The 25868-nt window shown below is 43.5% G+C and carries 30 protein-coding genes and 2 pseudogenes; 6 read left to right on the forward strand and 26 right to left on the reverse strand.

Annotated elements, in window-relative coordinates:
• Positions 1-76 precede the first annotated feature (76 nt).
• From FC62_RS02985 to FC62_RS08320, 8 genes are all read right to left on the reverse strand, one after another.
• Positions 77-1018 carry a 2-dehydropantoate 2-reductase gene (locus FC62_RS02985; protein WP_054745411.1) on the reverse strand — a complete coding sequence of 314 codons (942 nt, stop codon included), beginning with the start codon at positions 1016-1018 and terminating at the stop codon, positions 77-79.
• A gap of 120 nt (positions 1019-1138) precedes the next feature.
• Positions 1139-1258, reverse strand: a complete 120-nt coding sequence (locus FC62_RS08210) for a putative metal homeostasis protein (RefSeq protein ID WP_162254389.1) — start codon at positions 1256-1258, stop codon at positions 1139-1141.
• A 23-nt stretch (positions 1259-1281) separates the two neighbouring features.
• The gene (locus tag FC62_RS02990) at positions 1282-1962 is read right to left on the reverse strand and encodes an NADPH-dependent F420 reductase (protein WP_056946574.1); all 681 of its coding nucleotides are present in this window, start codon (positions 1960-1962) and stop codon (positions 1282-1284) included.
• The gene (locus FC62_RS02995; RefSeq protein WP_141322560.1) at positions 1962-3005 is read right to left on the reverse strand and encodes an LLM class flavin-dependent oxidoreductase; all 1044 of its coding nucleotides are present in this window, start codon (positions 3003-3005) and stop codon (positions 1962-1964) included. Before FC62_RS02995 ends, FC62_RS02990 begins: the two co-directional genes overlap by 1 nt.
• 199 nt (positions 3006-3204) lie before the next feature.
• Positions 3205-3660 carry an ASCH domain-containing protein gene (locus FC62_RS03000; protein WP_307722781.1) on the reverse strand — a complete coding sequence of 152 codons (456 nt, stop codon included), beginning with the start codon at positions 3658-3660 and terminating at the stop codon, positions 3205-3207.
• 165 nt (positions 3661-3825) lie between these two features.
• The gene (locus FC62_RS03005) at positions 3826-5709 is read right to left on the reverse strand and encodes an FAD/NAD(P)-binding protein (RefSeq protein ID WP_056946578.1); all 1884 of its coding nucleotides are present in this window, start codon (positions 5707-5709) and stop codon (positions 3826-3828) included.
• Positions 5710-5783: 74 nt separating this feature from the next.
• Positions 5784-5933, reverse strand: coding sequence for a 50S ribosomal protein L33 (gene rpmG, locus FC62_RS03010; protein WP_054745407.1), 150 nt, complete (start codon positions 5931-5933; stop codon positions 5784-5786).
• 113 nt (positions 5934-6046) lie between these two features.
• Positions 6047-6196 carry a hypothetical protein gene (locus tag FC62_RS08320; RefSeq protein WP_236693769.1) on the reverse strand — a complete coding sequence of 50 codons (150 nt, stop codon included), beginning with the start codon at positions 6194-6196 and terminating at the stop codon, positions 6047-6049.
• A gap of 463 nt (positions 6197-6659) precedes the next feature.
• Between FC62_RS08320 and FC62_RS03020 the strand changes: the two genes are divergently transcribed.
• Entirely contained in the window at positions 6660-7682 is a 1023-nt protein-coding gene (locus FC62_RS03020; protein ID WP_056946580.1) for a MutS-related protein, read from the forward strand.
• Between the two features lie 45 nt (positions 7683-7727).
• Here the strand turns inward: FC62_RS03020 and FC62_RS03025 are convergent, their stop codons facing one another.
• Both FC62_RS03025 and FC62_RS03030 read right to left on the reverse strand, forming a co-directional pair.
• Positions 7728-8471, reverse strand: coding sequence for a nucleoside phosphorylase (locus FC62_RS03025; RefSeq protein ID WP_054745404.1), 744 nt, complete (start codon positions 8469-8471; stop codon positions 7728-7730).
• Between the two features lie 210 nt (positions 8472-8681).
• Positions 8682-9782 (reverse strand): baeRF6 domain-containing protein, encoded by a 1101-nt coding sequence (locus tag FC62_RS03030; RefSeq protein WP_056946583.1) that lies wholly within the window; start codon positions 9780-9782, stop codon positions 8682-8684.
• Between the two features lie 341 nt (positions 9783-10123).
• Between FC62_RS03030 and FC62_RS07935 the strand changes: the two genes are divergently transcribed.
• Positions 10124-10276 carry an oxidoreductase gene (locus tag FC62_RS07935; RefSeq protein ID WP_335622592.1) on the forward strand — a complete coding sequence of 51 codons (153 nt, stop codon included), beginning with the start codon at positions 10124-10126 and terminating at the stop codon, positions 10274-10276.
• A gap of 153 nt (positions 10277-10429) precedes the next feature.
• Positions 10430-11096, forward strand: a pseudogene (locus FC62_RS07940) (M20/M25/M40 family metallo-hydrolase).
• A 634-nt stretch (positions 11097-11730) separates the two neighbouring features.
• On the opposite strand, the gene FC62_RS03040 reads toward FC62_RS07940, so the two are convergent.
• Positions 11731-12390, reverse strand: a complete 660-nt coding sequence (locus tag FC62_RS03040) for a hypothetical protein (protein WP_236693770.1) — start codon at positions 12388-12390, stop codon at positions 11731-11733.
• A 216-nt stretch (positions 12391-12606) separates the two neighbouring features.
• Here FC62_RS03040 and FC62_RS08325 point away from each other — a divergent pair.
• Positions 12607-12771, forward strand: a pseudogene (locus FC62_RS08325) (site-specific integrase); the annotation flags it as partial.
• 69 nt (positions 12772-12840) lie between these two features.
• Here FC62_RS08325 and rpsI read toward each other — a convergent pair.
• Complete coding sequence (gene rpsI, locus FC62_RS03045) at positions 12841-13236, reverse strand: 30S ribosomal protein S9 (RefSeq protein WP_056946585.1); 396 nt, start codon at positions 13234-13236, stop codon at positions 12841-12843.
• Between the two features lie 13 nt (positions 13237-13249).
• Complete coding sequence (gene rplM / locus FC62_RS03050; RefSeq protein ID WP_054745398.1) at positions 13250-13693, reverse strand: 50S ribosomal protein L13; 444 nt, start codon at positions 13691-13693, stop codon at positions 13250-13252.
• Between the two features lie 765 nt (positions 13694-14458).
• On the opposite strand from rplM, the gene FC62_RS03055 reads away from it, so the two are divergent.
• Entirely contained in the window at positions 14459-14932 is a 474-nt protein-coding gene (locus FC62_RS03055; protein WP_056946587.1) for a DUF2798 domain-containing protein, read from the forward strand.
• Between the two features lie 88 nt (positions 14933-15020).
• Here the strand turns inward: FC62_RS03055 and FC62_RS03060 are convergent, their stop codons facing one another.
• Entirely contained in the window at positions 15021-15767 is a 747-nt protein-coding gene (locus FC62_RS03060; protein WP_056946590.1) for a DUF6612 family protein, read from the reverse strand.
• A 369-nt stretch (positions 15768-16136) separates the two neighbouring features.
• Between FC62_RS03060 and FC62_RS08095 the strand changes: the two genes are divergently transcribed.
• Positions 16137-16373, forward strand: coding sequence for a hypothetical protein (locus FC62_RS08095; protein WP_156849154.1), 237 nt, complete (start codon positions 16137-16139; stop codon positions 16371-16373).
• 135 nt (positions 16374-16508) lie between these two features.
• On the opposite strand, the gene FC62_RS03070 is transcribed toward FC62_RS08095, so the two are convergent.
• The 12 genes from FC62_RS03070 to rpsM form a co-directional block, all read right to left on the reverse strand.
• Positions 16509-17267, reverse strand: coding sequence for an ABC transporter ATP-binding protein (locus FC62_RS03070; protein ID WP_056946593.1), 759 nt, complete (start codon positions 17265-17267; stop codon positions 16509-16511).
• Positions 17260-18159, reverse strand: coding sequence for an ABC transporter permease (locus tag FC62_RS03075; RefSeq protein WP_054745388.1), 900 nt, complete (start codon positions 18157-18159; stop codon positions 17260-17262). The genes FC62_RS03070 and FC62_RS03075 overlap by 8 nt, the downstream gene beginning before the upstream one ends.
• Positions 18156-19160 carry a tryptophan ABC transporter substrate-binding protein gene (gene trpX / locus FC62_RS03080; protein WP_056946595.1) on the reverse strand — a complete coding sequence of 335 codons (1005 nt, stop codon included), beginning with the start codon at positions 19158-19160 and terminating at the stop codon, positions 18156-18158. The genes FC62_RS03075 and trpX overlap by 4 nt, the downstream gene beginning before the upstream one ends.
• 720 nt (positions 19161-19880) lie before the next feature.
• Positions 19881-20162: a hypothetical protein gene (locus FC62_RS03085; protein ID WP_056946597.1), complete on the reverse strand. Its 282-nt coding sequence runs from the start codon at positions 20160-20162 to the stop codon at positions 19881-19883.
• 89 nt (positions 20163-20251) lie between these two features.
• The gene (gene truA / locus FC62_RS03090; RefSeq protein WP_054745384.1) at positions 20252-21025 is read right to left on the reverse strand and encodes a tRNA pseudouridine(38-40) synthase TruA; all 774 of its coding nucleotides are present in this window, start codon (positions 21023-21025) and stop codon (positions 20252-20254) included.
• Positions 21025-21822, reverse strand: a complete 798-nt coding sequence (locus FC62_RS03095; RefSeq protein WP_056946599.1) for an energy-coupling factor transporter transmembrane component T family protein — start codon at positions 21820-21822, stop codon at positions 21025-21027. Before FC62_RS03095 ends, truA begins: the two co-directional genes overlap by 1 nt.
• Before the next feature lie 6 nt (positions 21823-21828).
• On the reverse strand, positions 21829-22683 hold the full coding sequence (locus FC62_RS03100) for an energy-coupling factor transporter ATPase (RefSeq protein ID WP_054745382.1): 855 nt from the start codon (positions 22681-22683) through the stop codon (positions 21829-21831).
• On the reverse strand, positions 22659-23510 hold the full coding sequence (locus tag FC62_RS03105; RefSeq protein WP_054745380.1) for an energy-coupling factor ABC transporter ATP-binding protein: 852 nt from the start codon (positions 23508-23510) through the stop codon (positions 22659-22661). Before FC62_RS03105 ends, FC62_RS03100 begins: the two co-directional genes overlap by 25 nt.
• 172 nt (positions 23511-23682) lie before the next feature.
• On the reverse strand, positions 23683-24066 hold the full coding sequence (gene rplQ / locus FC62_RS03110) for a 50S ribosomal protein L17 (RefSeq protein ID WP_056946601.1): 384 nt from the start codon (positions 24064-24066) through the stop codon (positions 23683-23685).
• Between the two features lie 25 nt (positions 24067-24091).
• On the reverse strand, positions 24092-25030 hold the full coding sequence (locus FC62_RS03115) for a DNA-directed RNA polymerase subunit alpha (RefSeq protein ID WP_054745378.1): 939 nt from the start codon (positions 25028-25030) through the stop codon (positions 24092-24094).
• A gap of 54 nt (positions 25031-25084) precedes the next feature.
• On the reverse strand, positions 25085-25474 hold the full coding sequence (rpsK, locus tag FC62_RS03120; protein WP_056946602.1) for a 30S ribosomal protein S11: 390 nt from the start codon (positions 25472-25474) through the stop codon (positions 25085-25087).
• Positions 25475-25492: 18 nt separating this feature from the next.
• Complete coding sequence (gene rpsM, locus FC62_RS03125) at positions 25493-25858, reverse strand: 30S ribosomal protein S13 (protein WP_056946605.1); 366 nt, start codon at positions 25856-25858, stop codon at positions 25493-25495.
• Between the last annotated feature and the right edge of the window lie 10 nt (positions 25859-25868).

Here is a 25868-nt window from a genome sequence, read left to right on the forward strand (position 1 = left end):
GCTAAAAAACAAAGAGACGTTACAGCAAAGATGGCGATGTTGCCAGTTGCTGTAACGCCTTTTTTGCGTCTGTCTCCTACTTTGCGCCCAGAATCTCTTCCTTCGCGTGCACTAACTGCGTGAGGAAGGTACAATACGGCGTACTGATCCCGTACTTCTTTCCTTTGGCAGCGACGGCACCATTGATGTAGTCAATCTCGGTTAATCGCTGATTCTTGATTAAATCCTGGTACATGGACGGATAATGGAGCCCAATTCCAGCAGGATCGTACGTTGCAGTAATGTGCTCGTATACCTCGGTTTGATCAAGCTCTATCCCTTCTTTTGCGGCGACTAAGGCGAACTCATTAATGATTGTTTGGACCATTTCGGCAGCAGTGGATGTCGTCCCCACACCCGTAATATTTGTATCAAGGATTGTACATAAGCCATTCAATGTACCGTTGACACAAGCTTTACGCCAGATAGAATACTTCACATTCTGACTGTATGTTGCATTAAGACCTGCATCATCAAAGATTTGGACCACGTCTTTTGTGAACGTGGCACCCGCAGGCGCGAGATTCTGCAATTCGATGTTGCCAGTGCCAAACAACTTAACTTTGCCTGGCCCCTCCATCGCAGCGGTCCACATCGTGACTCCCAGAATAATGTGGTCCCGATCCACAAACTCTGCTAAATCTTCGGCATGACCCAAACCGTTCATCAGGCTAAGAACATACGTATTCTCTGTAATGATCGGCTTAATTTCTTCAAACATTTCCCGCAGGCCCATCGACTTCGTCAAGGCAACAATCAGGTCAACTGACTCGTGTTTAGCGTCAATTTCCTCGGGTGAGTATATCTGCATGTGCTCGACGATATCTTCACCGTTATAGTTCGCCCTCAGTCCATGATCTCTAATCATCTGGATGTGAGCTGCCCAACGGTCAATCAAGATAACCTCGTTTCCGGCCCGATGAAGCATTAGGCCTATTCTACTTCCCATCGCTCCTGCACCAGCAATTGCTATTTTCATTTTTTTGCCTCCTACACTTTTAGTATGCACTTTTAGTATAGTCACTTTGGCAGCTCCGTGACAGGATTTAAACGTAAAAAGGGCGTTATGATTCGCATAACGCCAGTTTCAGTTAACTGATTATTTACCTTTGGCCTGCTTCCGTTGTGCTTCCTTAATCAGCTTCAACGCGCGTCCCTTGGTCTTTTTATTCGGACTCTTCAATTCGCGATAGGCCCTTCCTAAATTCGCTTGCTTCATTTGCCATCTCTCCTAAAAATCTATTACAGTGCGCCACGAGCCTCAATAATGCGCTGCCCGAGTTTGGTATCCGGCAGTGTCTTAACCATCGCAGTAAACTCATCCAGGGGTAGGTCGGCGCCAAACAGCGGACTGCCCGGCTCAAGAATCTGTCCGTGCCGTAGTTCACCTAAGTCATAGGGCTCAAAGCCAAATTGGCTAATAATATTGGCTGCCTCTGCTCTTACCTCTGGATGATCGGTGGCAAATGCAATGACCTTCTTGACCCGCAGATTTCTATCAGCCTCAATCTCCAAGTCATGGTAACCCATATGATTAAAGGCCTTCACAATCTTGGCACCCTTGAAATAATCCTGCATTACTTCACTAGATGACTTGTGGATACTCGAGACATGGTTGATGGTTCCGTCAACCTCCCACCAATAATTCATTGCGTCGAGAACCAACTTACCATCGAGAGCGTTGCTCTCTAACCGGTCATACTTGCTCAAGGGCAGCGCCAGAATGATTGTGTCGGCACCGGCTAACACACCGGCTGTATCTACGACCCGTGCATTATGCGCAACAGCATTGATAATCCAGGCACTTTCCTTTGCCGGCTTAGAGTTAGCAATTAGGACATAATATCCTGCTTGGTCACCCAACCGAGCTAGCGTTGTACCGAGCTTTCCGGCTCCTAAAATTCCGATAACTGGTTTTGCCATTATTCTGCATCTCCTAGTAATTCTTTCACACGAGGAATCACAACTTCACCATAAAGCTTGATGGTCTTCTCACGATCAGATTGGAATTGACCACCAGTACCGTAGACGAGATCGAAGCGTTTCATGCCGAGATCCTTCATGTTCTTAGCAATTTTTTGTGCAACCACTTCTGGTGTACCGACATAGTAAGACCCTTCGGCAACTTCAAACTCAAAACGTTCACGAGTCATCGGTGCCCAGCCACGGTCGATTCCAATCTTATCCATCTCTTTCTTAATGTACTCAAACCCAATCTCCATTGCCTCCTCTTCGGTATCAGCAATCACACCGTGTGAGTGCATCCCCAGTGGTTCGATTGGTTGATTAAACTGCTCAGCAGCACGATTATAAAGATCAACATATGGCTTGAAGCGAATTGGTTGACCACCAATAATCGCCAACATCACTGGGAAACCGTAGTGAACCGCACGCACGATTGACTCTGGCGTACCACCAACACCAACGGTTGTTCTAATCTGGTGTCCCTTGTCGACTTTCGGGTAAATTTCCACGTCGGTCAACTTCTGGGTCAATGTACCATTCCAGCTGAAACGTTCGCCCTTCAATAATTCAGCCCACAGCGCGACTTTTTCCTCAAAGAGTTCATTGTAATTCTCCAGGTCATAACCGAAGAGCGGGTAGGATTCCGTGAATGAACCACGACCAAGCATGATTTCTGTGCGCCCATTCGATAGGCCGTCGAGCGTGGCAAAACGCTCATACACCCGGACCGGATCGTCAGAACTGAGCACCGTTACGGCCGTCCCCAGACGAATATTATTGGTTTCCTGGGCCATCGCAGCTAACACAATTTCAGGACTGGAAACTGAGAATTCATCACGGTGATGTTCACCAAGCGCGATCACATTAATCCCCAGTTCATCGGCCAGCTTGGCCTCCTGGACTAGATTGCGCAAAGACTCACCGTAAGTCATTGATTCGCCAGTCTTATCATCTATCGCCACATCACCAAACGTATTTAAACCAAATTCATATTTCGTCATTTTGCTCTCCATTTTTCAGTTAATTGATTTACTTACTTTTTGTTAGTAATAATATAATTCATTTTATTAGAGTATGCAAGCAAAAAGTTTCGCATTGTTAGTTTGACGACGCCGAGCCTTTTTCTCCGTTTACTTATGTTGGCTAAAAAATAAGCATCACTAACGAACCTGACACTACTACTCGTTAATGATGCTTAAATTATTTGGTGGGAAATACAACATGAAATGTTTCGAGCACAACATGCGAAGTGTGCCGGTTGAAAACCAGCTTGTGTTTCTTATAATCTCGGTGGAAGAATTTGGCGTGATTGATCTGCCAACTCAAAAGCGCCCGGTCTCCTTCGCCCTCCTTGAAGGCGTGCTCAGCACTAACATGACTAAATGGCACGACCTCCACGGTATCAATTAGAATGATACAAACGGGCTTGTGATCATCGTCAAGCAGTACATCATAGGTGCCTGCCTTTGGCAGGGACTCATGCGTCACATCATAAATCTCAAAGCCACTTGATGTGGCCGTTTTAACTCCATGCAGTACCAATTTTGCCAAATCGGATGCGTTAACGCCGAATGCCCATGCGTCGTTCAGGTCGGCATCTTGCGGTACGGCATTTACTTGTCTTGCCTGCTCAAAAAATTCTTTTGCGTTCATCATTCACCATCTGCCTAACACATTCGCTATTATCATCAAGTAACAACTATAGTTTCCACCAATACTACATAACATTGTATACTTTTTTTGCGAAAAAACGATGAAGATTTTATTTATTATATTATGACTAGTAAAATACCCGTCAAATTGACGGGTAACTAGAATTTATTAGACTGCTAATGGTGTTTCTACAAGCATTGACGGGCTGAAAATGGCCTCGGCAATCCGGTCCGCCGTAATCAGGCTATTATCGTTCACACCCGGGCGGAAACTGACATTTGTGAACCAGTGCTTCCCCTCAGTTGGCACACCCCAGAGATAAAGATTAGCTACCACTTCTTTGTCTGCCGTGATTAACCGGTCCGTCTGTTGTTCAACATTAATTGCCCGAGTCAAAAAACTAGTGCCATCAGCAAGCTGACGGGCGTCAAGTGAAGCTAATCCCCGCTCCAACAACTTTTTGATCAACGGATTTGCTGTCACCTCGTTGTCATTGACCGGAATCCGGGCGTCCACCAAGTACCGTGCTTCATATTGGAACTGTGGCTTACGCTTACTAATCGCTTCGAAATGGTCATTAACTGGGCGCACCTGCATCCCGGCTGGCACCAACTCCACAATCCCCACCTTGATTAAAGCAACTAGCTGTTTCAGTCGCAATACTGGTGGTCCTGTCGCAATGAAATTCTGTAATGGGGTATATTTTCTAATCAAGAAATCGAGGTACTCATCGTTTGAAAGGTATCCCTGTTCAACCACGAAACGAATTTGGTCGCGCAGATCCTTGAAGGCCTCCAGTGCACCCGTGATTGGACCATGCTTATTTCCCGCAGTCGCATCCTTAATAAGCTGCTGCAAGAACTCGACCACAAAATCCTGATAATTTGTGCTCGCGAGCGCTCGTTGCTCAGGATTGAAGACGAAATCTAGATCTAATTGTTCTGCTCGATCAAACAGCCGGTCAATGAGAACGGCAGGGTCAGTAGTCGCCTGATATTGCGTTCTAAAGTCGGCAATTTCTGCTTCCCGATCTTTCTGGTGGAGCAATAACGAGTAATAGACCAGCTCGATTTCTCTTTTCATCAGACCAAACAGAACATTACCCGTTAACTCACCGGCCTCACCCAACTGCGTCAGCTTTTCCTTGGTGACAAAACTTGGTCTGATTTTCTCACCATAACCTTTCTCATTGTTTGGCTTCGGGTAATACGGAAAGCCCCTTCTGGAGCCCGCAATGATGTGTGGCTCACTCCCAGAAACATGATAGTGCAACTTGTTGCCCACCGGCTCAAACCAGCCGCCACGCCCGATGGTTAACTCCGCCATGTAGTCATAGAAGCTGAGCCCTAGCCCACGGACAAAGACATTCTCTTGTGGTTGAATCACACTCAAGTCAGCATCGCCAGGGAACATTGGCGGCAGGTAAGTCACATTGCTTTTAGCTGCAAAATCAATCAGCTCTTGTTGGTCAATCGTCGCCTGGTTTGTGAAATGGCCTGAGGCGACAATGACGTTATCTGCCTCGAAGCTGCCCTCACTCGTAACTACCCGAAACCCCGGGTTCAGTGGTACCAAGTCCTGAACCAAGTCCTGGACGAACGTTAGTTTAACTCCTGCTGGAAGATGCTGCTGCAGTTGTTTGAAAACGAACCTTTGATAAACACCATAGAGCCGCCGTGGGGCATAATCATTTGGTCCCAGGCGCCTGGCAACAGCAATTAAATCCGCCGCGTCAGGTTCACCCTGCTCCGAAATAAAGTCAGGGGCAAAGTCACGCAGCCACTCATACAGAGTCGGTCCAGTTCTAAGCGGACCGTGCATTTGTACGGTCTCGTCAGTATAGAGTGTCGTATGGGCAGTTGGCGTGTTCATAATCAACTCTGTGGGTTGGTCAATCCGCCAAATATGCCCACCAATAGGAAATTGATCGAACAAGCGCACCTCTAACTCGGCTATCGCTTCATTCTCTTCGTGTTCTCTTTCGTACCAAGCCACAATTCTCGTTAGAGTAGCGATTCCCCGCGGACCAGCACCAATAATTGAAACTTTCATCGTCATCCTCCTCCACCAATGACAATTAGCATACTAGACAAAAACCCCAGCTGAAATCAGCCGGGGTAGCCTAACTATTTAACTTCACGAAAAAGAGTTTTCCGACGCAGTTTCTGGGAGTACTTCATCAACTCCAATCGTTCTGGCTGGTTTCGTTTATTCTTTGTGGTCAGGTAAAGTCTTTCACCAGTTTCTGGCGCCTCAAATAGTATATTCACACGCATGTTCATTCCTCCAAATATTTTCCTCACATTAAGTAAGTGTATCTTTAGAAGAATATTAGCATGCTACAATTAATTCGTCAAATTTTCGAGTCGCAAATACCCCCAGTGGTGTCCTAATCAACCACCGCACTATTATGATCAAGGTAATCAAGGAGCTCGTAAGTAGCCTGGTAGGCCTCGCAAGCATCCTGTGGCACTGCATAATGATTGGTGACTGACTCCATTTGACTCAGCTCAGACGAGAAGTCAAAGTTTCCGGCCAAGGCCTTATCCCTCAGCTGGACAAATAGAGCACGGACCTGGGCTAATTCAGGGTGCCGTTGCCCGTGGACCTTCACAATCTATTTGGTAAAAAATTCTAACTTTGGAAATTCCTCCGCAATAAATTTGGTCATGTTCATATTAATCCCGTCCTTTCATTTTCTATATAGTCCATAATACACGGGCCACCCACGTATAAAATTGATTCAAATCAAACTTTTCGATTGTTTATTCGTAATCTTTTTGCTATAGTAAGTTCAATTAATATTATTCACATCGGAGTATTGCCTTATGAGCGGGTTAAACAACTAACCAATTAGTTGAATAGCTAGACAAATTGATGCTTGATCGTCAGTTTGTTTGGTGTGCCCACAGGATACCTCTGCAAAAGCAACAATTAATTAAAGGTAGCTTGCTACCTTTTTTGTGTGCTCAGGTACCTTTTTTACAGGAGAATACCACTACATGAATACCGCAATGCTTAATAAAATTCAATTCGACCAAATTAGAGAACAGGTTGCCCACTACGTGCTGGGAAATCACACAAAGGAAAGGCTTGATGCGACTTTGCCGTCGTCTAACCTGGCCACTGTTAGCAATTGGCAACAAGAAACTAAGGAGGCTCGTTTCATCTTAGACAGCGGGCAGCACGTGCCCTTCATGGGGATTACGAGGATCGATGCGCTTTTCAAAAAAATCGCCAAGGGCCTCATTCTCACTCCGAATGAGTTGAGCACGTTCTCCGCTCACGTGGCCCAGATTGCCACAATTCTCCGGCACACAGGACGAAACACGCTGATTCTGCTGGATGAGCTTGGGAGTGGCACGGAGCCAGGAGAAGGTGCTGCTCTCGCAATTGCCGTGATGGAGTCCTTGTATCGCATGGGCGGGCTAATCGTTGCTACCACCCACTATGCTGAAATCAAGAACTTTGCCGAGCGCCACGCGGACTTTATTCCCGCAGCGATGGCCTTTGATAATGAGACCTTAACGCCGAAATACCAACTGCAGTTGGGGCAAGTTGGCGCCAGCCAGGCTTTATGGATCGCCCGGAAGATGCAGATCACTCCCGCTGTTGTGCAGCGTGCTGCGCACTACATCAATCACGCTGATTATCAGTTAGACAAGATTGAATTTAAAAATATCACGCAAAAAAGTACACTAAAAAAGAACACACGTCCCCTATTTAAACGCGGTGACCGCGTGCTCGTGAAGACCAATCATACGCCAGCTTTGATTTTCAAGGATGAAGATGAGATGCAAGACACGCTTCTAATCTCTCAAGATGATGAAATTAAAGAGGTGCTGAAGAAGCGCATCGAGTTGATCACACCGGCTACAGAACTGTACCCTGCCGGCTATAATCTGGATAATTTATTTGGCAAATATTCGGACAGAAAAAAAGAGCATGATCTCCTACGCGGTGCAAAGAGTGCGCAAAAGCGGCTCGATCAAGAAATGCGTGCGCGGAGAAAGGCGCAAGCCTAAGCTAGGGATTAACTCAGTGGGTCACGGCAATATTAACACACTTTGTTATAGTTTAGCTAACACTTGTGCACCAATTCCTAGGCCTAGTCGATGGGCTTGTGCACCCCAGCTACGATAATCATAATGCAAAACGTCCGCCAAAGAGTCCGCCGCGAAGAGAATTGGGGCAAAGTCAATCTTTCTAAATTGCGCACATGCAGCCATCCCAGCACATTCCATTTCGACCATCGCCGCACCCAGCTGCCGAAATTCCTTCACCTTTCTTGGTGTCTCTCTGAAGAAACCATCCGTGGTCCAGGTCGTAATTTCCGCATATGTCTGGCCAAGCTCATTCAGAATATCTTCAATTTGATCCAGGAAAGCCGACTGTAAATCAACAAACTGACCGGGTTTTATGTAATGAAACGAGGTCCCCTCATCACGAAGTGCCCTTATGGAGATCAACATGGCATTCTCTGGTAAATCAATGAGTGCACCTGCGTTACCAAAAGCCAGAACCTGCTCTACGCCGTAGGAAATAAGCCAATCTAGCAATTGTGTCGCTGCCGGCGCACCCAGTGGTGCTTGGCACAGTGTGAATTTCTCACCGTGATAATCAACTTCGTAGACATTTGGGCTAAATGAGATGGTCTCAAATTTGCCTGCAATTACGTGGGGGACCTGCTCCAGGAAATGCTCAACATCCTCACGTTCAACGAATGCAAATAATAATCGTCGCTGAAATTTAAACGGGAGTTTCTCCGTCCGAGGCTCGAGGACCGCCTTTTGATCTGGGTCAAAGTCTAACAGGAACTAGTCTGCATTCATCTTTCGCGCCTCAATTCATTTTTAACTGATTATAGCATACAGGCTTACTAACATTAATGGTTATGAAATTAAAGGCATGAGCCCGGTTCATTGCCGAAATCATGCCTTAACAGTTTAATATTCTAAATTTGTCTAACTTTTATATCGCCCTACCAGCCTATTCCGGTTGAAACAGGATCTTTCCCTGATTACTTAATAACGGGCGATTGCCACCACGGGTTCTGTGGCAGGATAATCATCTTCAGGGAGAATTCGCACCCTTCCCTGATATTGGAGCACCTGATCACTCAGTTCTAGCAGCCAGTCGCTTGGAGCTGTCAGGACTTCACTCCGGTTAATCAATAGCGTATCAATCCTACCCATTCGAGCGGCTTCCAGGATTTCCGTGCGATCGCTTAGCGCTAATTGCTGACTGCGTGCGGCATCGTACCTGTCTTGCAAAATCGCTACTAACCCAGCCTGCCATTGTTTCTGGAGCGGTGCTATTTCACTTTTCATCTGGGTTAAACTGAGATTTAACGGCGATTTCTGGATACTTAACTGCTCAGAGACATATGGATTCTTATTAATCTGCCGGAAGAGGCTCTGATTCTCTGGCAGGGCGAAGAGAATCACAGCCCTTTTGCGCTCAGCAATCAGCCCATTCAGATAATCAGCCACAGCTTGATAGTAGTTGCGGTGGTCAATCTCTTTCTCCGCGTCCAAAGTGTTATGCCCGTGAACGCCGACGCCGCCACTCTGACCGTTCGTGAACGAGCGGAAGTTTGTCTCGCCACCGCTTAATTCCGTTCCCAACGCCTTTTGTAAGTTCGTCGGTGCATCCCCTGGCAACTCCAGCTCATGCACTTCACCCTCACTTACTTCAAAGAGCACAAATGAGTCCTGGTTGAGTGTCAACAGGTCGAAATTCACGGCCAATTGCTGCGTCCCAATATATGGTAGTAAATTGGGCCAGTCAGCCACGTTAACTTGAGGTTCAACGTCAATTTTCAAAGGCAAGACAACCTGTTGAGTGGCACTCACGATTACCCCGAAGCTTTGTGGTAAATCACTGTCAGCCGCTAGTAAATCATCAGGCAGTTGGTCTAACTGGCGGTCAAATTTCTCCCAGTCTAATGCGGGATAGTTGGCTGTAAATTGCTCGGCCGCAGATTTTTGTAGCTGTTTCAGAACCAACCGGTTTTTAGTACTTTGGCGTGTCTGTTCGATTGGCAAATAAAGCGAGATAAACGGTCCTTGGTCAAGTTTAGCTAGTAACGATTTCAAATTAGTCTGGGTAAGAGTTGTTGTCATAAGTTACCTCCTTAGTAAGCTAACAATGTAATCTCGTAACCTTATATACCTAGCGTATCATGGTCCAAAACATCGGTGCTACTTTGCGGTTTGGTAACAGTGTGATTTAATTCTTTGCTTAATATTTTAAAAAAACTGGCGTAGTCAGTACTTTCCATGAATCATAAACACGATCGGATTCGTCAAAGTCAAAAAGCCAAATTACATTCACGCTTTCAAAGATGCTGCACTATTGGCCGCGTTGTAGCGGTTACCCCACTTTTCCATTTCAGTTATAACATCCTCAAGCGTCATCGCAAAATCAGTCAGACAATACTGCGGATCTGAAAAGCCAACACGAGATTCTCAACATTATTGCTGATCTCCTAGATTCCGCAAAAATAAAAAGTACGGTCACCAAAACGCTCAGCCCAATCAGCGCCGTTAACTTGCGTGAGGCACTCAGATTTGTGGAAACAAACCACATGCTTGGTAAGGTTGTCGTAACTAAATGATCAGATAATCTTGCTGAATTTCCGTATTCATTGACAGACTAAAAACGTAAGACCTACAATTAGATTGGTTAGCGCTACAGAAGTTTCAAAGACACAAACGGTTACTACAAAACATCGTAGGAATCGTTTTTATTTTAAGGAAAGGAAAGCAAAATGACAGTACAAACAGAATTAATGCGTAAATTAGATGCTGCGGAGGAAGAGATGGTCGCAATTCGGCGCCACCTCCACGAACACCCGGAAGTCTCGTTTCAAGAGAAAGAGACGGCCGCATACATCAAGGCTTTCTATCGAGACTTGGACTGTACGGTCACCGACTTCGGTGAAGGCTATGGCTTTGCAGTCGATATTGATAGAGACCACCCCGGAAAAAAGCTTGCTTTACGTGCTGATTTCTATGCGTTGGCCATTCAAGAAGATAATGACCTCCCCTTCAAATCACAGAATCCTGTTGTCATGCATGCCTGTGGCCACGATGCCCACACGGCATATATGATGGTACTCGCAAATTCGTTAATCGAATTAAAGGAGCAACTCTAAAGGGGAGCATCCGGATCATTCAACAGACAGCTGAAGAGGTCTCACCCGGCGGTGCCAAGGTAATGCTCGCCGCCGGCGTCCTGAACGGGGTCCACAAGATCCTTCGGAGGATTTCGCATACTTCGCACAAGCTAAGCCGAGTAGCTTCATCTACGTTGGTGCACAAGCCGCAGATGGTCTGAATCATCCGCACCACAGCCCCGACTTTTTGATGAACGAAGATGCTATCTTGATTGTCAGCAAGGCAGTGGGTGCTGCTACACTGAGCTACCTGCAGTGATTATTTATATTTGGTTGAGAAAATCACGTCGTTTTCTCAACCTATTTTTGTGGTAATTTCTACAAAAAAATACTCACCAATCGGTGAGTATCTTGTCTAAAAACGCCAATCTGGATATTAACGTTTTGAGAATTTTAAGTTATTGTAACAGGAACAAAGTTACCTAACTATCAAGGTTAATCCATTTGAATCCATACAATTTTTAATTAATTAGCACATCATATGGAAAAAACTGGAACAAAATTCTTCTACTTGGAAAACTTTGTGACCAATTGTGACCATTTTAAGTCGATTATCTTACTGAATCATAAAAATAAGAAGACTATTAAATAAGCGTCATTTAGTTTTCTAAAATTCTATTTTTACATAAAAACACTGTTAAACCATGATATCAATCAGTCATCATTTAACAGTGTTTTTATTACTTTAAATTTTGAAGTTTTAGGTTACTTACTTTTTACTAATCGATATAGTTCCAAAACACCTAAAACTAGACTAAATCCTCCTAAAATAAAATAGTCATATGTCGATTCAGCTTTTCCGGTATGTACTAATCTTGCAGAAAACCAACCTGTAAAAAATATAAACATAAACGCTAATATGCTTTTAGCAATTTTACTAGTCAAAATTTTTCTCATAGTACTTTTTTATACTCCCATTTAACAGATTGCAGATGTTTTCTATGAGAATCAGTATAGGTATAAGTTTTCCACGCATAATACTCATATCCTCTAGTACAATATTCCTTTACCGTATACCATTTATTTTTCGGATTCTTTCCAAAAATATCATTATAAACAGTGTAGGCTAAACCACCACCAGAAACATAGGGACCAACTACAGGAACAAAGCCAAGTAAACCAATAATAATATCCTTAGTAGCTCCTTTTAATCTTCTTAATGTATCTGCACTATATTTCTCTGTCGTCAAGTAATAATACTTTCTACCTGCATGTTTAAATGCTACCTTACAATTTGCATATGTAAAATTAATAAACGGACTAAAACCGCCTACACTTGTTGTGGGTAACTGGCTATCATTTACATCAACTGAATACACTTCTTTATTATTCAAATAGATAGTATATATACCATTGTTTGAAATGATGTGATATGAAGAGATTTGACCGTTATACTTAATCTTCCCACTTAATTTTGAAGAATTATCTGGAAGAATTTGCATTTCAGTTCCATTCATTAACTTCACATTCTGCCAAGTATCTTCACTATTCTTATTATTCAAGCTACTTTCAGCCGAATTTAATGTAGAAGCATTAACAGTATTAGAAACCATTCTTCTCCTGCTGTCAATAACATTGTAGCTGCCATTAAAGACACAAAACTCTTAGATACGCTTTTCATGTTTTCATTCTTCTTGAATATTAAATATTTTCTGATGCTTATTCTACCTCTATTAAATAAAAATACAAGTAATAACTAAAAAATTTCTAAATAAGACAATATTAAGTGAACCCCTTAAGTTGGAGAAAAACAACTTAAGGGGTTCAGTTCACACGCTTCTTTTTTATTTAGTAATAATATACCTTTATCTTATGTTAGTCGTAGATTAGGACATGATTCAATCTTAACTACTGAAAAATATTATCTGGAATTACTGCCAGAAAAAAAGCACTCGCAAGATGCGAATGCTTTAAATCTATTGGAATCCCTATAGCATTGTGACCATAGGTGACCAACTGAAATCTCGAAAACGTTGATATAAAAACATTCTTGAACGTAAATATTAACGTTTTGAGAATTGTGAAGCTTTACGAGCCTTCTTCAGGCCTGGCTTCTTTCTTTCCTTCATCCGTGAATCACGTGTCAGCATACCTGCACGTTTAAGAGCTCCACGGAAATCTGGATCTACTTGAAGTAAGGCACGAGCAATACCGTGACGGATTGCGCCGGCTTGTCCAGTGAAACCACCACCGTTAACGTTAACGAAGATGTCGTATTGACCTTCTGTTTCAGTGATATCTAATGGTTGTTTCAAATCTTGAATAGCCAAAGATGAAGGAATGTAATCTGCAACATCTTTTTTGTTAACTGTAATTTGACCTTTACCAGGAACCAGACGTACGCGAGCTACTGAGCTCTTGCGCCGGCCTGTGCCTGTATATGCAACTGTTTGAGCCACTATAATTGTCCTCCTAGATTAATTTGTTAATGTCTAATAATACTGGTTGTTGAGCTTGGTGTTCATGTTCTGCACCTGCATAAACATGTAACTTAAGAAGTTGATCATGACCAAGAGAATTCTTTGGCAGCATTCCCTTAACAGACTTTTCAACAAGCTTCTTTGGGCTCTGTGCAAGTAATTCGCCAGCACTAATTGACTTCAAACCACCTGGGTAATCAGAATGACGGTAGTAAATCTTGTCAGTAGCTTTCTTACCTGTAAGGACTAATTTGTCCGCATTAATGATGATTACAAAATCACCTGTGTCAGTATTTGGTGTGAATTGAGGTTTGTTCTTACCTCTCAAGATAGTAGCAGCAGCAGTTGACACACGACCTAGTGAAACACCAGTTGCGTCAAGTACATACCATTTACGTTCAATTTCACCTGGTTTTGCTAATGGGGTTGTACGCAATGTTCTTTCCTCCGTTTTCATGTTTGACATACAATAAGTTCCGGGGCTTATCGGTGGACAAACAATACTTGAATAATGTACCTGATTTTAGAACGTTTGTCAAATTTTCGTTTTGTCGAATATGTGTCAATGTCGTTCGCAAGTGATAATGTCTCAAGTAATCGCAAACGAAAATGTCCTAGGCCAAATTTCCTCGTAAAATAAAAAAGTTTCACCCTATTTTCACGTATTTATTAACAAGGTGTTTCGTGGACCACATCTCTGCAGATTAAAGTTGAGGGGGATGGTGTCTATGAAGGAATGGAAAGGTAGAAGCGGCTAGTAAGTGGATTTATTCAACTTATTGAAATTCATCGAGCAGCTGGTTAATGGTTTGAAAGCCATCGACTGGTTGATCAAGAAGATCAAAAAAACTCTTAATCACAAAGATTAAGAGCTAAGCCTTCCACGAAATCACCCAAGGTCAGAGGTCTACGCCAACCTCTGGCTTTTTTCGTACCCCCAGTGTAACACGACGCTAAAGGAACAAGTCAAGTAAAATTCTCATATCTTTTACTTACACACAAATACAAAAGTGTGTATACTGGTTAATTGAAGTTCCAAAAAAGCTTCACCACTTACACTTACTGTAGGAATGCGTGTTTAAAACCTCCAATTCCGAGGGTTCTGTACTCTGCCAGATGCAGCGTACACTTCTGGAATTGTTGGCTATTTTTTTGCCATTTTTCCTAACGTTTAAGTAATCTAGAAAAAGGAGATTTGTTTATGCCTACAAATAAAAAAGAAGGTTTGATTTTTGGTTCGTTAATGTGTTTCTTGATGGTGCTTGGAATGAGTATTTATAATCTGGTAATTCACAATTCATTCAGCTTAGTTGCTTTAGCAACTGGCCTAGTTCCTGGCTTCGTTGTCGCATTTATTCTCGACAACTTCGTGGTGGGAATTGTTGCAAAAAAAATTGCATTTTCCCTACCTATTAATAAGGAAAGTAAATTACAGCTGATCCTGACCATCTCCACATTCATGATCCTTGGTATGGTAACCTTCATGTCACTGTTTGGCATGCTAATGGAGGGTGGCATTCCTGCCGACTTCCTCGGAACATACCTGAAGACTTGGGGCATGAACCTTATTGCTGCTTTCCTATATCAACTACTAATTGTGGGACCATTCTCACGACTTGTACTTGGTTGGGTTCAGAACAATGCAGCTGACGACAGCGCTGAAGAAGCAGCTTAATAGGATTTCTATCGAAATCTGTTCTACTAGAAAAGCCACTCGCAAAAAATCTGCGAGTCGCTTTTTTTGTGTGCGATGCACCTAACACTTAAAGTTTAGGTTCAGTAACAGCTGATTCATTCCATCTACTATATTTCGAATCGATAGTTTCAGTCATCGCTGCACCCCCAAGATCCAGCTTAATTTTCACTTTTAGCTGTTCGGGTAACGACGTCTTTTTGTCAATCACGTAGTGATAATTAACCGACTTTACCTTGGTCTTGGCAGCTACGGATTTTGACATATCGAGCGATTCATTCCCCTTCTTTATCAGCTTATCTGCGGCCTTACCAGTAAGCTTCATTTTGATCGTATAGTTACCATTTATTTCGGTTACTTTGGCTGCTTTCTTGGCATCAGCCGATAAATCAGCCGTATCTGCACCATTCGCGTGACTGATCAACGAATCCAAATCAATTCCTAAACTGTCAGATTGATCAGACATATCTTGCCATTCGTGCTCATCATCCTTGAGGTAAAATTTATCCTTTGCCGCATAAATTCTAAATTCCCGACTATCATCGTCAATTGCCATGCTATATTTGCCATCCATTGCTACTGGTTTAAAACTGAAATCAGCATCAACCAGCATTTTCATTTTTTCATCAGCAATACCAGCAACAGTATCGACTGCTAGATGAACGTTATCCTGCTTTTTCTGATTAGCGGTTGTCTTCTTCAGGATAGCGGAAGCACTAGGAATCTTTTCCTCGGCCTTTTGATTCGTGGCTTGATTGCTGCAGCCAACAAAGACGAATGTTAGCGCTGCTGCGGTAATTAAAACCTTTTTGTTCATTATATAGTTCTCCTCTAAGTATTAAATTTTATTCTGTTGACCTATTCGCTCAGAGCGCCGCATTACAATTTCTAATATTATTAGAACACTAAAGAGCGCAAAACTGAATATCAGGATTACAATTGCATTTTTTATGATAAATTGTGCGACATCCATCGCATCAATCAGCTTTATCAACAATTTAAGTCGCGCACCCAGGACCTCCGAATTTGGCGTGCAACGAGAATAAACATCCAGCATAGCTTAATTTATTCGACTACTGAAGACACCCAGCCTTTTGAAATAGCTTTAGACCAGTTACCTGAGCAAATGCAGGAGAACTGGGAGAAAATCACGCAGCAAGTAAGGTACCATTACGATGCAAAGAAAATGAAAAAATTCATCCAAGCAAATTTGCCCGACTATCAATTTAAGAATGTCCTGCTGGATGAACCCTATTCCAAACCGTATTACTGGCAAAAAAATGGTGGTCGTTGGGTAGCCGTTATGCCACATGGTAAAAAGCTATTCTACATTCAAAATAAATACGAAGAAGGCGGCCGTAAAGTCAAAACACCTTTGGGTCAAAGGTTGGTTAACATGATTTTTATGATTTTTTTTCACTAGCATACTCACGACCATTAAGTTGTTCTATGAACCTCATTCAATCTGTAAACTAAAAAACTCCTACCAAAATTTGTTGGTAGGAATTTTATTTGTTTATTCACAATTTCTAGATTGTTCTTTTCAATAGATGTGTTGCTAACCAAAATATTCCAGTAATTCTTGCTTCGTAATTTCGTTCTTTTCCTGTTGATTATAATCTGCCACAATCAGGCCCTGATCGAGCACAATCAGGCGATTACCATACTTCAACGCATCATCTAATTGGTGGGTAATCATGAGCGCAGTTAACTTATTCTCTGTCACAATCTGATTGGTCAACCCCATAATTGCCATACTCGTATGCGGGTCTAGTGCTGCTGTGTGCTCATCCAGCAACAAAAGCTCCGGCAACTTAATTGTGGCCATCAAGAGGCTCAGCGCCTGCCTTTGGCCGCCCGAAAGCTGCTCGGTAGGCTTATCTAACGCCAAGTCCAACCCGTTACCAGACTTTTGCGCCAATTCTTTAAATCGACTCATCTGTTGGCGTACTTGGCGCGACTGGAACATCAAACGCTCCCCGCGGTGCGTCGCTAACGCCAAGTTCTCCGCCACACTCATCCGGGGAGCCGTGCCCATCTTCGGGTCTTGGAATACCCGACTAATAAATTTCGCCCGTTTCTCCGGACTTTTCCTCGTCAAGTCGACACCAGCAATTCGAATACTTCCCTCCGTTGCCGCCAGGTTGCCAGAGATTGTGTTGAAGAGCGTCGATTTTCCGGCACCATTCGTGCCAAGCACGGTCACGAAGTCGCCTTCATCAATCGTCAAGTTGATATTATTGAGCAGCGTTTTCACCTCTGACCCAGCAGAGATTCTAACGGAAATATCTTGCAAAACTAGTTTAGCCTCAGTCATCCTTTCGTACTCCCTTCGTTAAAGTCTGCTTTAACCGAAATTTATCTTCTAACGTCGGCACCATGATTACTAACGCCAAAATAATGGCGGAAATGAGTTTCAAATCATCAGGATTGAATCCTAACGCGAGGACGATCAGCAAAATGAAACGGTAGATGATGCTCCCAAGAACAACGGCGATCAGGCGCTGGCTGAGGGTCAGATTACCGAAGCTCACCTCGCCAATAATAATAGCCGCGAGTCCAATAACAATCACACCAATTCCCATGTTAACGTCGGCGAAGCCATTATTCTGGGCGATTAACCCTCCCGCTAGACCAACGAGACCGTTACTAATCACCAAGCCCAGAATTTTCTGGCGGTCAGGATTGATTCCGAGACTACGAGCCATATTCGGATTGTCACCAGCGGCGATGAATCCTTGACCAAGCCTCGTATTCAGGAACAGCGTCAGCATGATTACCACGATAATCACGACTAAACCGCCAACTATAACACTCGCAAAAGCAGGTGGTAATTGCGGTAGAAATCCTTGTTTAAAGAGGTTGGGCTGGTTCAATAATGAGAGATTTGCGCGACCCATTACCCGGAGATTGATGGAGAATAAGCCAGTCATCACCAATATGCCAGCTAATAACACCGGAATTTTCCCCTTCGTCGTCAATAAGCCCGTCGAAAGGCCCGCAACCATGCCCGCTAATGTTGCCAAAATAGTCGCTACTAGCGGGTTAATACCGTTTGCAATTGCACTCACGGCAACGGCCGCACCAAAGGGAAATGTACCCTCAACCGTCATATCTGGAAAGTCCAATATACGAAAGGTGAGAAAGAGCGCTATGCCCAATATACCAAATAATAAACCTTGCCCGATGGCTGATACCCCGATTGTCATTTAATAATTTTCCCCTTTTCTTGTGCTTTTTGCATTACTGGCGCTGGAATCTTGAGTCCCAATTTATCCGCCTGTTGCTTGTTGATGATCAACTGCCCCGTTTTTTCAAAGTGGATTGGCGTTGTCGCTGGTTCGCTCTTCCCCTGCAGAATCGCCGCGACCATCTTACCCGTCTCCTGGCCAAGCTTAAATTGATTGATACCACTCGTGGCCACGCCCCCCTGTTTGACCATTGTGTCAACAGTCGGGAAGACTGGGATGTTCTGGGCGTTCGTGGCAGCTACTAACGTCTCCATCGAGCTAGCTATCGTGTTATCTGTTGGGACGAAAACTGCATCAACATTCTGGACCATTTGTGCGGCGACCTGCGTGATGTCGTTAGTCGAGTTCACACTATACTTCTTCACTGTTAAGCCTGCCTTTTGAGCTAGTGTTGCCATCATTTTCGCTTGGGTTGCTGCCGAATCGTCGCTTGACGTGTAGATAATTCCCAGGTTTTTCATCTTTGGTAATATTTCCTGCATCAGGTCGAGTTGCGCTCCTAGTGGTGCCTGATCGGATACCCCTGTAATATTACCGCCCGGGCGCCTATTGTTCGCTACCAGCTTAGCGCCAACCGGATCGGTAATTGCCCCAAGAACTATCGGTATGTCCATCGTCGCATTTGCCAACGCCTGAGCTGCTGGGGTAGCAATCCCAACGGTTACAGCCGCCTTCTCATTCACGAATTTCTCGGACATGCTCTTCAGATTACTCTGATCTCCTTGCGCGTTTTGAAAGTCAATCTTGACGTCCTGGCCTACTTCATAGCCCGCATCCTTCAAACCATCCTTGATACCGTCATAGATAGCGTCAAGCGCCGGATGACTCATCAGCTGTAAGACACCTACCGTTGGTGTATCTGTCTTTTGCCTGCTCTGTGAAATCTCCCGTTCACCAAAGTAAAATGCCACCCCAAGAAATGCTAATAATAATACGATAAAGCCAATCATTTTTTTCATTTTATCTTCTCCATTAATCCCATTAGTTTTCGAAAAAAAAAGCTCCCACAGGTCGTGGAAGTTTTCAGAGAAAATAAAAACGTCCACATAGTTACCACTAAATTGAGGTATCTATGCAGACGACGAATTGGAACCAACATAGACACGACCTGCGTCTGGCAGGACGTGTTCACGCCTGCCTACTGTTGGCTTTGCCAAGTTAATACTACAGTAGACAATGAATTTCTCATGTTGGTTTCCTCCTTGTTGTTGATGAATTTAAGGTTAAACTATTCGTAGCAGTTTAGCAAGGTTTTTTTTACTTGACTTGCTACTTGTGTGTCGTGTTACACTTTAGGTACGAAAAAAGGCCAGAGGGGGCTGATGTCCTCTGACCTTGGGTGATTTCGTGGAAAGCTTTAGCTCTTAATCTTTGTGATTAAGAGTTTTTTTGATCTTCTTGATCAACCAGTCGATGGATTTCAAACCATTAACCAGCTGCTCGATGAATTTCAATAAGTTGAATAAATCCACTTATTAGCCGCTTCTACCTTTCCATTCCTTCATAGACAACATCTCCCTCATCATTAATGTGCAGAGATGTGGTCCACGAAACACCGTGTTAATAACTACGCAAAAACAGGGTGAAACTTTTTTATCTTTGAAAAAATGATGCCACAAATATTTTAGATTATGATTTAGTGGTTTGACGGATGCATGTCATCTCTTAATTCAAACCACTTATGCTTTCTTAGACATTAGCCGAAATGTAATCAAGCGGCTCAGATAGATGAGGATTTGACCAATACCAATTAACTGGAAAACGCGCCAGTCTTTCAGATCAATTGTTGCGGCTAACAGACTACCGATAGGTACAAAAATTCCACTAATTACAAATATCAGACTGAATACTCTTCCGAGATAATCCGTATTGACATTAGTTTGCAGGTAGGACATCAGATACACGTTGAAAATAGTCACACTTGCAGAAAAAATACCAAACAGAACTAGCAACAAGATCATCAAAATTAATCTGGAGTAGTTTCGAATATTTGAACAAGCAACAATATGTTGCGTCAAAAAAGCCATGTAGACATGGCTTGATTCGTATTTTATTTCAACCGAAATTGCTCTGGAATTTCATCATAGTAGACTTCCTGCAGATAAAGTCCACTCGCTGGTGCCGTTGCTCTCGCCTCATTTCTATCACGGACCATAATTAACCGCTTGAAATCATCAATTGGTCTTCTACCATTGCCTATTTCAAGCGCTGTGGCAACCAGAATCCGTACCATATTATACAAGAAGCCATTTCCGACAAAGTCGAAGATGAACTCATTTTGTCCCTCATCATATTCGACGTTTGCATAATAAATCGTCCGTACCTTGTTCTTGATTACACCACCGCTCGCTGCAAAACTCGTGAAATCGTGTTCTCCAAGTAATGCGGGCAAAGCTAATTTAATGCGTTCAATGTCGACAGGATACGGATAATGACCCGTATAGAATCGCTTGAAGGGATCGGTGTAACGCCCGAGGTCAACACGATAACGATACCATTTACCAATCGTATCAAACTGGGCGTGAAAGTTTGCATCGACGATTGCCCCCGCCAAGAAGATGGTATCGAGTGGCATCATACTATTTAGCGCCCTAATCATATTCTGTGGTGGAATATTTCCCGGGTAATCAAAGTGAATTACTTGTCCCTTTGCGTGTACTCCTGCATCGGTTCGGCCCGAGCCGTGAACAGCCACTTCTTTCCCCTTCGTCATTTTGAATAGTGCTTTTTCGACAGTCTCTTGGACCGTGCGATCTTTTATCTGCTTCTGGAAGCCATGAAAAAGATGGCCGTCATAAGCCATCGTCATCTTATATCTTGTCATTAATGTGTCCTAAAAATAATTAGTAAGCCAGTCATCAGCGCAAAGTAGCCTAAATTGATTAAATCGAGCCAATGCCATTGGAGAATCCTGTATTTTGTCCTTCCGTCGCCGCCTTGATAGCCTCTTGATTCCATCGCCTGTGACAGGTCGAAAGCTATCTTTAAGCTATTCACAAATAATGGAATTAAGAGTGGAATGATCGACTTCATCTGTTTGAAAAGATTACCCTCACCGAAGTCCACACCACGTGCACGCTGTGCATTCATGATTTTAACCGTCTCGTCCATCAACGTCGGAACGAAGCGGAGCGCAATGGACATCACTAGTGCGATCTGGGTGACCGGAAAGTGAATTACCTTCAATGGTTTCAACAAAGATTCCATGGCATCAGCAATCGATAACGGTGGCGTTGTGAGCGTCAATACGGTAGAAATCAAGATAATTAAGACGAACCGGAGGAAAATATAGAAGCCGTTAATTAGTCCAAATTCTGAAATTGTAATGATCCCCCAGTGATAGTAGGTTTGGCCGCCAGCAGTAAAGAAGACCTGCAGTGCACTTGTAAAGAGGATTAACCAAATCATCGGCCGCACCCCACGCCAGAATACCTTGAGTGAGATTCTCGTCGCAACAACGGCCGCCAGTGAAAAAAGCGTGACAATAAGGTATGTAAGCCAATTATTCGCGAGAAATATAATACCAATGAAGAAGAATGTTGCTAACAACTTACCCCGGGGATCCATCTTGTAAACAATCGAATCACCTGGGATAAAGCGTCCTAAGATAAGTTTATCCATTGCTGCCTATCCTTTATCGAGATTTTGTACAATCTGTTGCGTCAAACTAGTGAGTGTCAGCGGGTTCTTGCTAAACTCAAAACCCCGCCTGCTCAATACTCTGCCATAATTGCTGGCTGTCGGCTCGTCCAAGTGATGTGCTGTCAACCAATCGCGATCCGCAAAAACACGCTCTGGGGTGTCATGGAGCAGCAGCTCGCCCTTTTCTAGCACCAGGACATCGTCAGCATAGTAGGCCACATCATCCATGTTATGCGTGATTAAGATAACAGTATGGCCCGCTGCTTGGTAATCAGTGAAAATTTTCATCATTTCGAAACGTCCCCTTGGATCCAGCCCAGCCGCGGGTTCATCCAATAACAAAACGTCCGGTTCGCTCGCCAGTACACCGGCAATCGCCACGCGGCGCATCTGCCCACCGGACAGATCAAACGGTGTCTGCTCTGCAACCTCTTCTGATAGGCCAACCCGTTCTAGCCATGTTTGTGCAAGTTGCATTGCCTCTTTCTCTAGTACACCAAAGTTTTTCGGACCAAAGGCAATATCACGCAGCACCGTCTCCTCGAATAATTGGTTCTCAGGAAATTGAAAGACCATGCCTACTTGTTTGCGTAGGGCCTTCAGGCTCTTATTGGTCGTATCCTTATTGATTTCAAAACCAGCAATTCTAATTGTGCCGGCGGTCGGCTTCAGTAGCGCATTAAAATGCTGTAGCAGGGTGGATTTACCGCTACCGGTATGACCAATTACGGCCACAAAACTGTTCTCTTTGAGTGTGAAACTTACGTCCTGTAACCCTTTCTTAGCCATCGGCGTGTTGGGTGCATAGGTGAAGTCTACATGTTCGAATTTAATTTCCACAGGTAATCTGTTAGCTCACTTTCATTGGTTACTGCAAGCGGAACATCGATGCCGTTGGCCCGCAGCTGGGCAATTAGCTGGTTGATGAATGGCACCTCGAGGCCCATCCGATCAATCAATTCCACTTGCTGAAAAATCTCTTTTGGTGTGCCAGTTTGAACTATTTCACCATCATTCAAGATGATGATATCGTCTGCCTCACTCGCTTCCTCAATGTCATGGGTGATTGAAACAACCGTGAGGTCATTTTGTTCCTTCACCCGCCTAATTAGGTCGAGGACATCTTTCTTGCCCTCAGGATCAAGCATACTGGTCGATTCATCCAGAATAATAATCTTCGGTTTAATGGCGATAATTCCGGCAATGGCCACTCGCTGCTTCTGTCCCCCGGATAAACGTGCCGGCTCGGACTTAATGAAATCCGTCATGCGGACATCGGCCACGACTCGTTGGACCACTTCCTGCATTTCTGCACGGGAAACGCCCCGGTTCTCCATCCCAAAAGCGACATCATCCTCGACGGTCGCTCCAACGAACTGATTATCAGGATTCTGAAAGACAATTCCAATATCATTCCTAATCTGCCAGACGGTGTCGTCAGTCAGCTCAATCCCGTCAATATAAATTTTGGACTTTTCGTCATCCGGCACGAGGAGACCGTTTAATAAACGTGCTAATGTACTCTTACCACTACCATTATGACCGATGATGGCGGTCCAGCTGCCTCTTTGCACACTTAAAGATACATCATGCAGTGCTGGTCTCTCAGCTTCATTATAAGTGAAGGTAACGTTTTGTACCTCAATAATATTGTCCTTTTGCGTCATGCCAACCACCTTTAAACACATTTATTACATTGTACCGTTTTTTGAGCAAAAAAAAATCATTCATGAAGGGATAGTTTAACTATCTAAGCTAGACTAGGCAAACGCCAACATCATCACGCTCATTCTCGCTTCTATGAAATGAATTTTTAAGGGTTGATTATTCAAATATCGATTAAACTAACTCGATAATAACCATAGGTGCGGCGTCACCACGGCGTGGTGTAGCCATCTTATACATTCTAGTGTAACCACCATTACGTTCTGCATAACGAGGTGCAATTTCACTGAAAAGTTTTTGGAGTGCAGATTGTACCACAACACCATCTTTCTCTTCGCGAATATCAGCAATTTCATTACGAACATAAGCTGCAGCTTGTCTTCTAGAGTGCAAGTCACCATGTTTACCAAGTGTAATCATCTTCTCGGTAGTCTTACGAATCTCTTTAGCACGAGTTTCAGTAGTGACAATGCGTTCGTTGATAATTAAATCAGTAGTCAAATCTCTCAACATCGCGTTTCTTTGAGATGAATTACGACCTAATTTACGGTATCCCATGAGTTTCCCTCCTTATTCAATCTTTTTAATCGTCTACACGTAGTCCTAAGCCAAGATCAGTTAACTTGTTCTTAACTTCTTCAAGCGACTTGCGGCCAAGGTTTCTAACACGCATCATGTCTGCTTCGGACTTCTCAGTTAATTCTTGAACTGTGTTAATACCAGCGCGTTTCAAGCAGTTGTAAGATCTAACAGAAAGATCAAGCTCTTCGATAGTCATCTCGAGTTGTTTCTCTTTCTTAGTATCTTCCTTCTCCACCATCACATCAGTGAACTCAGTTACAAGATTTGTATTCATAAACACGTTTAGGTGTTCGGTTAAAATCTTGGCACCAAAACTCAATGCATCGTTAGGTGTAATAGAGCCATCCGTCCAAACTTCCATCGTTAACTTATCATAGTCGTTGTTCCGTCCAACACGGGTTCCTTCGACTTGGTAGTTAACCTTTTCGATAGGTGAAAATAGTGAATCAACTGGCACAACACCAATCGGCATATCATCGGATTTATTCTGGTCCGCTGGAACATACCCACGACCCTGTTTAATGGCAACAGTCATCCGAAGATGTGCTCCCTCAGCAACCGTAGCGATGTACTGATCAGGGTTCAAAATTTGAACTTCATCATCAACTTTAAGATCGCCGGCAGTAACAGTTGCGGGACCTTCTACATCGATTTCTGCTAACTTTTCATCAGCCGCGATTGACTTTAAGGTAAGCTTCTTAAGATTCAAAATAATCTGTGTAACGTCTTCTAATACACCAGGAATTGTTGAAAATTCATGTAAAACACCATCAATTTGGAGATAACTAACTGCGCTTCCTGGTAAAGAAGCTAGTAAAACACGACGAAGTGAATTTCCTAAAGTAGTACCATAACCACGTTCCAAGGGTTCAATTACGAATCTGCCGTAATTTTTATCTTGTTCTACAGCGGTAATACTTGGTTTTTCAAATTCTATCATTACTGGGGCCCCCTTCAAAACGTATTGTTCGCTATTAAGTAAACAAATTGATAACTAAACACGACGACGTTTTGGTGGTCTTGAACCATTGTGAGGAACCGGAGTTACGTCACGAATAGCAGTAATTTCAAGACCCGTAGCTTGTAAAGCTCTGATAGCAGCTTCACGGCCAGAACCTGGACCCTTAACGGAAACTTCAACATTCTTCATGCCATGTTCCATAGCCTGCTTAGTTGCTGCTTCTGCAGCCATCTGTGCGGCAAATGGAGTTGACTTACGGCTACCCTTGAATCCAAGTGCACCAGCACTTGACCAAGAAATAGCGTTACCTTGAACGTCCGTAATCATGACCAACGTGTTGTTAAATGTTGAATGGATATGAGCAACACCTTTTTCGATGTGCTTCTTGACACGGCGTTTGCGTGATGCTTTTTTAACAGCCATTTTGTTCCCTCCTACTTATTATTTTTTCTTACCTGCGATAGAAACCTTAGGACCCTTACGAGTTCTAGCGTTGTTCTTAGTGTTTTGACCACGTGTAGGTAAACCACGACGATGGCGAATTCCACGGTATGAACCGATTTCTTGCAGACGTTTGATGTTCAAGCTAACTTCACGGCGTAAGTCACCTTCAACACGGTATTTATCAACTTCGACACGAATCTTGTCTTCTTGATCAGGTGTAAGATCTTTTGTCCGAACGTCAAAAGATACATCTGCAGCGTTCAAGATTTTTTGTGCAGTATTATCACCAATACCAAAGATATAAGTTAAAGCAACAACTATTCTCTTTTCTCTTGGTAAATCGACACCAGCAATACGAGCCATTTTTGCACCT

It is taken from the genome of Amylolactobacillus amylotrophicus DSM 20534, from assembly GCF_001434555.1.
Classification (GTDB): domain Bacteria; phylum Bacillota; class Bacilli; order Lactobacillales; family Lactobacillaceae; genus Amylolactobacillus; species Amylolactobacillus amylophilus.